This window comes from Vibrio salinus (assembly GCF_021272385.1).
Classification (GTDB): domain Bacteria; phylum Pseudomonadota; class Gammaproteobacteria; order Enterobacterales; family Vibrionaceae; genus Vibrio; species Vibrio salinus.
Genome location: NZ_JAJSDZ010000003.1, coordinates 1 through 8,872, shown reverse-complemented (window position 1 = coordinate 8,872; position 8,872 = coordinate 1). Strand labels below are relative to the sequence as shown.

Genomic DNA, 8,872 nt, shown 5'->3' with positions numbered 1-8,872 from the left:
GTATTCTTCCCTCTCACCCTTTACATTGGATTACAGACAACAACGTCTTTAAATGCTGCCATTTATATGTCTGCTACACCGGGAATAGTCTTAATCATCAATGGTATTGTTTTCCGGGATAAGATCACTTTGAATAATATTTGTGGCGTCATCTTAAGTACTTTTGGTGTTTTCTTTTTGGTTATGAAGGGAAATATAACGGATACCAGTGTATTTCATAATATTAATACCGGGGACTTATGGGCAATGGGTTCAGCCCTGAGCTGGGCAATTTATTGCTCTTTTTTACGCCTAAAAGACAAAACTATTCCGGGTAACGCCTTCGTGACAACCAGCTCACTCCTTGGAGCAATCATGCTAATCCCTATAGTCTGGTACCACGTATCTGCTAAACAGGCTGTTGACTTGTCGTCTTATACAGACAAAGAATTTCTGACAGGCTTGCTGTATCTGGTACTTTTCCCATCCTGGTTATCTTATGTGTTTTGGAATAAAGGCATCGGTGAAATAGGCGCGACAAGAGGAGAAATATACACTCACATCATTCCTCTATCTGGCGGAGTATTCAGTATTCTATTTTTAGACGTGAATCTGAAAACCTACCACATCATCAGTGCTCTGCTCATAGGTACGGGAATATGGTTCTGCTCCAGCAAGCGAAAGAAAAAAGCTAATCTAGTTGCCCCCCCTCTGCATAAATAATGTTTTTTGCAGCTTGCCAGGCAACAAGGACTGGCGGATATTCTTTGTTCGCAGGTGTATCTCTGTTTGACCCCTGTGCAATGATGGCGCCATCAATCAACATTAAGATCATCAATGATGTTCTTTCAGCGGCTTCCGGCTTAAGTGTTTCAGATAGAATTCTTCTGAACACTTTCAGCATCTCAGTTCTGAACTGAGCATTCAGACTCTTAATGTGGTTATTGGTATTACCAGCTTCAAATAAGGCCCGGCTGAACAAGCATCCATTAAAATTCTCACTATTAAACCACTCTTCGTAGTACTGAAAAATGGTAAACAATTTATTCTTACGCCAGATTCAGACTGTTCGATATCAGTTACCGCTTCAACAAACTGCGTGCGCTTCTGGCTCAATACACTCTCGATGAGCGCATTTTTATCTTTGAAATAGCGATAAAACGTCATTTTTGAAACACTAGCTTCTTCGCAGATTCTATCAATACTCGGACCGTTATAACCGCATTGGGTAAAAAGCCTGATTGAAGAGTCAACCAATTTCATTCTGTTTTGTATTTGTCACGATATGAACGACCAATCCCGGAACTCATTGTCTGCATTATACAATTTTGATGCTTCAAAAAAAATTATCGTAGGTTATTCACTGAGTATAGACAGGAGAGTAAATCACTCTCCTGTCTAAAATTGGTAAGTAAAGGATTAGTTTTCTGCGATTTGCTGTGTTGCAGATGGTTTTGATTTCATTTAATCCAGATAACAATGATCCCAAGCACTACTATTGGCACAATAGGATCAATAACTGTACCGCCTCTGCCAAAATCAGATTCAAAAGTAACACGATACTAGAACCAATGGCCCAGGCTATCGTTGAACTCACTGTCCAAATTTTTAGCTGATCCGGTAAATCAGAAATCCCTAAAGTACGACTAATAATATGAAAGTAAGAGTCATTTAAGTGAGAAAAACCAACCGGTCCCACTGCACATGCCAACGCGACAAAGACAGGATCCAAGCCCAGAGATTCGACTAAAGGCAGGCTCATCGTTGCGGCTACCATCATAGATGCTGTTGCAGACCCCTGAATCAACCGAAGCATTGATGAGATAGCTAAAGGAACCAGTAATGCGGGAATACCACTACTAGCAATCGCTTCAGCAGCAACCGGACCTGCACCTGATGCTTTTAGTACCGCCCCCATCGCACCACCACAACCTGTCACGACAAGAATTAATCCTGTACTTGATAACGCATCATCCATAGAGCCAATCATATCTTTACGATCGATATGCGTGGTAAGTCCATACAGCGCAATGATGACACCGATACCAACTGCAACGACTGGGTTACCAAGTAAACTGATCACCGTGTGGAATGTAGAGTCTCCTTTGTTAATAAGAGTGTTTGCCAAAATCAGGGCAATTGGAATAAAAATGGGGCCAAAGGAGATAAAGTTACCCGGTAATTTAGAGTCATCCACTTCTTCTATTTTCTCTAAGTTTGCCCAGTCAGCTTCAGACGTGATCCAGCCGTCATCGCTTGGTACGCGATAGTATTCTTTACCTACTTTGCGAATATAAATAATCGACAGCAACATCATCGGAATGGAAACAGCGAGCCCCCACACCATATACACACCCAAATCAACGCCTAGAATACCAGCAACGGCAATAGGGCCAGGTGTCGGCGGAACCAATGCATGAGTAATCAGAAGACCAAGAGCTAAAGTAACTCCTAGCCCTACGGCAGAACGTCCGGTATTTCTGGAAATCGCTCTGACCAGTGAGTGTAAGATGATGTACGCAGAGTCACAAAATACTGGAATAGCGACGATAACCCCAGTCAGACCCAACGCGATATCTTCTCGGCCTTTTCCACATATTTTTACGAATGTTTTCGCCATCCTAACTGCGGCTCCGGAGCGTTCGAAACAAGCCCCCATCATTACACCAAAGGCAATGATCAGGCCTATTCCGCCAAGTACTCCCCCGAATCCGGATTTAATCGCACTAACTAATGCATCTGGTACCATTCCGGCAAATAAACCCATGATCAAACATGCTACGATCATGGCTAAAGCTACCGGAATCCGAGTTTTGATGATCATGATCATCATAGTGACAATGCCTATCACTATACCAATGATTGCCCCATCCATAATTTTACCCTTTTGTCACGTTATTGAATTAGATTTATCATTAACTAATTGATTTTTTTATTTTTATTAGTTACGCAATTTAAACCAGGCCAGTCCCTCCTCTGTGGTTGCCCTTGGGTTATATTCACAACCGATCCAATCGTCATAACCGGCTGAATCAAGAACATCAAAGATATGGTTAAAATTCAGTTCACCTTCATCTGGCTCATGCCTGTCTGGCACGGAAGCAATTTGAACATGCCCGATATAAGGAGCAAGATCTTTAATTAACACTGATAAATCCCCATCCATGATTTGAGCGTGATAAACATCAAACTGTAACCCGACATTTTTACGTTCAACCCGGCGAATCAGTTCACAGCTTCTCGTTGATGAGAATAAAATAATTCGGTACGTCCCGGCTATTCAGAGGTTCCAGTACAACCTTAATGCCGTGTTTTGAAAACTCGTCAGCCGCATAACGAATATTGTTGATAAAGGTTTCTTCGTGTTGCTCCCGGGTATATTGGGGATTCACGATACCAGCCATCACATGCACTTTTTTGGCATTTCATGGCGACAGCATAAGGAATAGCCTGTTCAATACAGTCTTTGAAACGTTTTTCTTCTCCCGGAAGAGCAGCAAACCCTTTTTCACCACCGACCCAATCCCCCGGATATAAATTAAACAGAGTCTGTTCAAGATTATATTTCTCAATATATTGCGCTAATTGTTCCGGTTCATAATCATATGGAAATAAAAATTCAACCGCTTTAAATCCTGCCTGTGCCGCTTTCTCAAATCGTTCTAAAAACTCGACTTCCGTAAACATCATTGTTAAATTTGCAGCGAACTTAGCCATTATTTACCCACCTCTTTTAATTCGTTAACTTGCGCATCAGTCAAATAATTCACCTCATGCTCCATTAGTAAAAAATACAATTTTGCTGTTTCTTCAAGTCTTCCGCGTTATCGACCGCATCTTCAAAGTTACTTCCGGTAATCACCGGTCCATGATTGGCAAGGAGAAAAGCCCTGAAATCTTTCGCTCGTTTACTGAGCTCCTCAGCGATTGAGGTGAACCCGGCTTGATATACGGGATCACGGGTAACTGTCCGATACGCATTACGTAATATGGAGTAAAAGCTTTGATCGCATTGTCAGTATCGAGATTTTTCAGACACGACAACGCCGTAAGATAAGTGGAGTGTAAATGCACAATCGCATTACAATCCGGATTCTGTTTGTATATGGCCAAATGAAACTGCACTTCTTTTGATGGTTTATCTCCGGCAAGAAGATTTCCTTCGATATCAATGACCGAAAGCGTTTCTTCTTTTAATCTTCCAAAACAAGAACCTGTTGGGGTAGCAAGATAATTGCCATCGGGCAATTTCAATGACAAATTACCCGCACCTCCGGTTGAATAACCACGTTCAAACATCGAGCGAGCCAGAGATACCATCTGTTTTCTTAACTCATGTTCAGTCATAACCAAAAGTCCTGTGCTTTTTTGAAAATTGCTCATCACCGAAATTTCCTGATTTCAGAGCAAGAGAAATAGAACCATCAATAGATTTAACCCATGGAACACCTGGAGCAATTTGTGGACCGATATAGAAACCATTGACTCCAAGACCTTTTGTGACTGCTCCCGATGTTTCTCCTCCGGCAACAATGAAGTTTTTAATACCGATATCACTCAAACGCTCTGCCAATCGTTGAAAAAAGGTTTCAACAGCCTCACTGGATTCTTTCATGCCATATCGGTCTTGAATCCGTTTCAGCTCTTCCGGCTGGGCAGTTGCGTACACAATTGGTGCCAGAGGTGTCGAATCAAGATTACCTTTCACCCATTCAGTGACAATTTCGACATAATCAGAATTATCCAGACAATCAACAATATTAAGTTCGTATGATGGAACTAATTGTTTATAGACCCCAACCTGCTTATTAGTCATCACAGAACACGAACCAGACAGAACGATGGTAGGAGCATTTTCCGGATAACCCATCAGACTCGCTGAAGCGAAATCTTGAGTTCCGGAAGCATAATGACTCGCTATTCCCGGAGCCAAACCAGAACCACCTGTCAGTAATTTAAGACTCCGCGTGGCCTGACTGATGGTCTGTAAATGTTCAACCGTAAATGCATCAGTTACCGCGTATCGGTTACCCTGATTTTTTAGTTCTTCAATCTTTTCAACAACAGACTGAGGTCCATTTTCAATAGTTTGGTAGTCAATCAATCCACATTTTCCGGCTGACTGTCTTTCCATCAACTTGATCAAATTTGACTCTGTCATCGGGTTGATTGGGGTGTTTGCTCATTCCGGAGTCACTGAGTATTTCCTGAAACACAAACAGATAACCATTAAATACCGTGCGACCATTAACCGGAAGAGCAGGACAAACCACCGTAAAATCTTCATCAAGTTCATCCAGTAGAGCATCCGTTACCGGGCCTATATTTCCCCGTTCAGTGCTGTCGAAGGTAGAACAATATTTAAAGTAAACTGTTCACACCCCCTGCTTTTTCAGCCAGCGTAATGCAGAAACAGATTCTGAAACTGCCAGTGCCGAATCACAAGATCTGGATTTGAGGCTAACCACGACACAATCTACCGAATGTTTGGCGTCAATCTCTGTAGGAACTTTTGTTAACTGAATACAGCTTAAACCACTGTCGACCAGAAAACCTGCAATATCGGTCGCTCCGGTAAAGTCATCCGCTATCACACCAAGTTTGACACTCATTTGTCACCCCCTGGGAGCTCGATACCAGAAAAGATTTTGATAACTGCACTGTCATCTTCTTTTCCAAGACCCATATTGCTCGCATTAACGAACATACTTAGTGCCGGATTAGCCAGATAAAGCGGAAATTTCAGATCCTTAGCTGTATCCGAGACCAATCCTAAATCTTTAACAAAGATGTCGACCATCGATTTAGGCGAATAATCACCATCCAGTACATGCTGCATTCGGTTTTCAAACATCCATGAATTACCTGCTGCATTCGTAACAACATCGTACATAGTATCCAGAGGGATATTTGCCCGTGCAGCCAGCGCCATCGCTTCTGCAGCGGCTGCAATATGTACCCCGGCTAATAACTGATGAACAATTTTAACGGTTGAACCCTGACCAATGTCCTGACCAATTTTATACACCTTCCCTGCTACCGCTCCTAAAACTGGGGCCAGATTTTCAAACGCTTTTTCACTACCGGACGCCATCACCGTCATTTCCCCGGCAGCGGCTTTCACCGCGCCACCGGAGACCGGGGCATCCAGCATGATAAGATTCTTTTCTTTTAGCTTCACTTCGATGTCTTTTGCATCTGTCGCTGAAATGGTAGAGGAAACCATAACTGTTGTGCCTGTTGACAAATTTTCACAGAGTCCACTGGTAAACAAAATATGTTTAACCTGAGAAGCGTTGACAACCAAGAGCAAGACAGTATCAATGACACTGGCAAAATCACTTGCGTTTGTGGAAACAGCCTCGGCACCAAACGCTTTCAGTTCATTTAGCAACTCTGTATTTATATCTACACCGTAAGTTGTCAGACCAGCCTTCACACATGACTTAGCAGCCCCCATTCCCATAGACCCCAGGCCAATCACCATTACGCCTTTATTATTTTCGTTATTCATATTTTTCTCATACCTTTCATTCATGATTTACACCTTATAGTGTGATTATATGTTACGCATTATCACTAATCTAACGCTCACGTCACATAAATTCACAAAAATAAACAAAAATTGTGAATTTATGTGCATCTTAATGCCAACCAACAACATCTGAGTCAAATTCATTAATTATTAATTCACAATTTTTCACACAAGATAGATAATAAGAATAAAGATTCCGATAAGAGAAAAAACGAATGATTCCAGCCGAACGCCATAGAGCAATTCTGTCTGCATTAACAGAACAACCCATCATAAGCATCACTGAATTAGTTAACATTCTCGATGTGTCTCATATGACAATAAGACGTGATATTGCAAAACTTGAAAAGTCAGGAAAGGTAATATCTATTTCCGGTGGGGTTAAATTACCAACACAATTACACGAAGAACTGCCTCATTCCAAAAAAATTACAGAACGCGTACATCAAAAGAACAGATCGGTAAACTGGCTGCAGACCAAGTGCAAGCAAATACAACAATATATCTGGATGCAGGAACAACTTCGTTAGAAGTCGCGAAACAATTAGCAAACCGGGACGACCTCATTTTCATCACAAATGATTTCCCTATTGCTACCTATTTAATGAACAACTCCCAGAGTAAAATTTATCATACAGGTGGACTAATCGATCGTGCAAACCAATCCGCTGTAGGGAGCAAAGTCTCTGACTTTTTATATACTATGAATATTGATATTGCATTCATATCAACATCGTCATGGAACATGAAAGGAATCTCAACACCAAGTGAAAATAAAGTCATTGTAAAAAAAACGATCACAGAAGTTGCAAATAAATGCTACCTCATTTCAGATTCATCAAAATTTGGGAAAGTAGCCCCTTTTCATGCCCTATATAAATATTAGCAATGCTTTTTCTTATACATGTAATTCTAATTTAAAAATCAATCTACCGTGTTTATTTTATTAATATCATCTTTCATTACCATATCCAAACAAACTACAATAGAAACTATTGCATAAAACAACTCTAAATAAGCTAATGAAACTGCAGCCCCTGCAACACAATAAGCCATAATTGAAATTTTTATCATCTTAGACAAACGATATTGCCAACAATTTTTGGATTCTAAATCAAAATAAAATTTTTCAATGGATGCCAATTTTTTAAAACTAAGAAAAATAATAGAAAGAAACAAAAATAGTCCTGGAAACCCCTGATCACCTAAGACTTCAAAATAAATACTATGTGCCGCCCACCCCTTATCTCCCGGTGGTGGAGTTGGAATAAAATCAAACTTATCGATATTCACAGCTAATCGTTGCCAGACATACCCCCATTTGTGGCCCTTTAAATCCTCCACCAACAAGAGGACGATCCAAAGCCATAAGAGTATGAATTTTCCATGAATTAACCCGAGTTACGAATGAACTGTCTTGCATAGCAGTATCAATTGTATCCATACGATGGTACCAACTCTCTGGTAAATAATTATATGAAATCATTCCGACTAAAATGATAACGACAATGCTTTTTATTTTATGCTGACTTTTTAACCAAAAATATCCTAAGACGATGATCAGCCCAATCAAACCACCTCGAGAGAAAGTACCTAAAATAGCTAATACACATATGGCAGCTAAAACTCTCAACCCAATTTTTAAAAATTTCTCTTCGGTTTCCTGAATAAGATAAATAATAAAAGGCATTGTCATACATAAGGCTAAAGCCATGTGATTATTATCCGATAATATATTTCCTGATGGCCCTTTTATATGATGACCACCACCAGAAGCTATAAATTTCAACCCTTCAACAAAACCTAAAAATCCAATAGAAAGAACTATCATCCATAAAAACAAATTAAAATGATGTCTTTTCCTAATTATTAGCATTGTAAAAATAAATAATAAAATCGCTTTAAAAAAATTATTCCATGACATCCATACAATAACTGATGGGGCTAAGGAAAAATAGCTTGTTATCGTAGTATGTATTAAAAATAAAATCACAAAAAAAGAATATTTTATCCATTCTAAATTTAGGTTTTCTTCTATAAATAAAATACCCCAAAATAGTGATACCAGCAAAAATACTGTTATAACTTATTGTCGATGCAAAACCATAAATCCAATAGAAGGGAACAAATAAACCACTCCACAACCATAAGCTTACAGATGCAAATGGTCGCCTAATAGCAAATATAACAAGAATAATAAAGGCTGCTAAAAATACAATACCACGCATTTACTTACCTTGGTTATCTATTTTAATCGCCTGATATACTATATATATCAAAACAACTAAACATCCTAAAAATAACAACCCTTCAATCATTAAGCTTCTCCACTATATATTTTTTCATAAGAAGAAATCA

At 39.8% G+C, this 8,872-nt stretch carries 6 protein-coding genes and 6 pseudogenes; 2 read left to right on the top strand and 10 right to left on the bottom strand.

Annotated elements, in window-relative coordinates:
* Positions 1–702: DMT family transporter (locus LRQ06_RS00175; RefSeq protein ID WP_232764400.1), on the top strand; the 702-nt coding region annotated here is incomplete at its 5' end.
* Here LRQ06_RS00175 and LRQ06_RS00170 read toward each other — a convergent pair.
* The 7 genes and pseudogenes from LRQ06_RS00170 to ltnD form a co-directional block, all read right to left on the bottom strand.
* Entirely contained in the window at positions 671–1,021 is a 351-nt protein-coding gene (locus tag LRQ06_RS00170) for a hypothetical protein (protein ID WP_232764398.1), read from the bottom strand. The genes LRQ06_RS00175 and LRQ06_RS00170 overlap by 32 nt on opposite strands.
* Positions 904–1,242, bottom strand: a complete 339-nt coding sequence (locus LRQ06_RS21170) for a TetR/AcrR family transcriptional regulator (RefSeq protein WP_373054799.1) — start codon at positions 1,240–1,242, stop codon at positions 904–906. Before LRQ06_RS21170 ends, LRQ06_RS00170 begins: the two co-directional genes overlap by 118 nt.
* A gap of 156 nt (positions 1,243–1,398) precedes the next feature.
* Positions 1,399–2,854 (bottom strand): annotated as a pseudogene (locus LRQ06_RS00165) (GntP family permease).
* Between the two features lie 66 nt (positions 2,855–2,920).
* Positions 2,921–3,696 (bottom strand): annotated as a pseudogene (otnI, locus tag LRQ06_RS21165) (2-oxo-tetronate isomerase).
* 64 nt (positions 3,697–3,760) lie between these two features.
* Positions 3,761–4,278 (bottom strand): annotated as a pseudogene (locus LRQ06_RS00155) (class II aldolase/adducin family protein).
* Between the two features lie 40 nt (positions 4,279–4,318).
* A pseudogene (gene otnK, locus LRQ06_RS00150) lies at positions 4,319–5,591 on the bottom strand (3-oxo-tetronate kinase).
* On the bottom strand, positions 5,588–6,517 hold the full coding sequence (gene ltnD / locus LRQ06_RS00145) for an L-threonate dehydrogenase (RefSeq protein ID WP_373054798.1): 930 nt from the start codon (positions 6,515–6,517) through the stop codon (positions 5,588–5,590). The pseudogene otnK and the gene ltnD overlap by 4 nt, the downstream one beginning before the upstream one ends.
* A 212-nt stretch (positions 6,518–6,729) precedes the next feature.
* Here ltnD and LRQ06_RS00140 point away from each other — a divergent pair.
* Positions 6,730–7,388 (top strand): annotated as a pseudogene (locus LRQ06_RS00140) (DeoR family transcriptional regulator); the annotation flags it as partial.
* Positions 7,389–7,438: 50 nt separating this feature from the next.
* Here the strand turns inward: LRQ06_RS00140 and LRQ06_RS00135 are convergent.
* The 3 genes and pseudogenes from LRQ06_RS00135 to LRQ06_RS20975 form a co-directional block, all read right to left on the bottom strand.
* Positions 7,439–7,807 (bottom strand): O-antigen ligase family protein, encoded by a 369-nt coding sequence (locus tag LRQ06_RS00135; RefSeq protein WP_232764391.1) that lies wholly within the window; start codon positions 7,805–7,807, stop codon positions 7,439–7,441.
* Complete coding sequence (locus LRQ06_RS00130) at positions 7,794–8,585, bottom strand: putative O-glycosylation ligase, exosortase A system-associated (protein WP_257794067.1); 792 nt, start codon at positions 8,583–8,585, stop codon at positions 7,794–7,796. The genes LRQ06_RS00135 and LRQ06_RS00130 overlap by 14 nt, the downstream gene beginning before the upstream one ends.
* Positions 8,586–8,607: 22 nt before the next feature.
* Positions 8,608–8,742 (bottom strand): annotated as a pseudogene (locus LRQ06_RS20975) (hypothetical protein); the annotation flags it as partial.
* Positions 8,743–8,872: the final 130 nt, after the last annotated feature.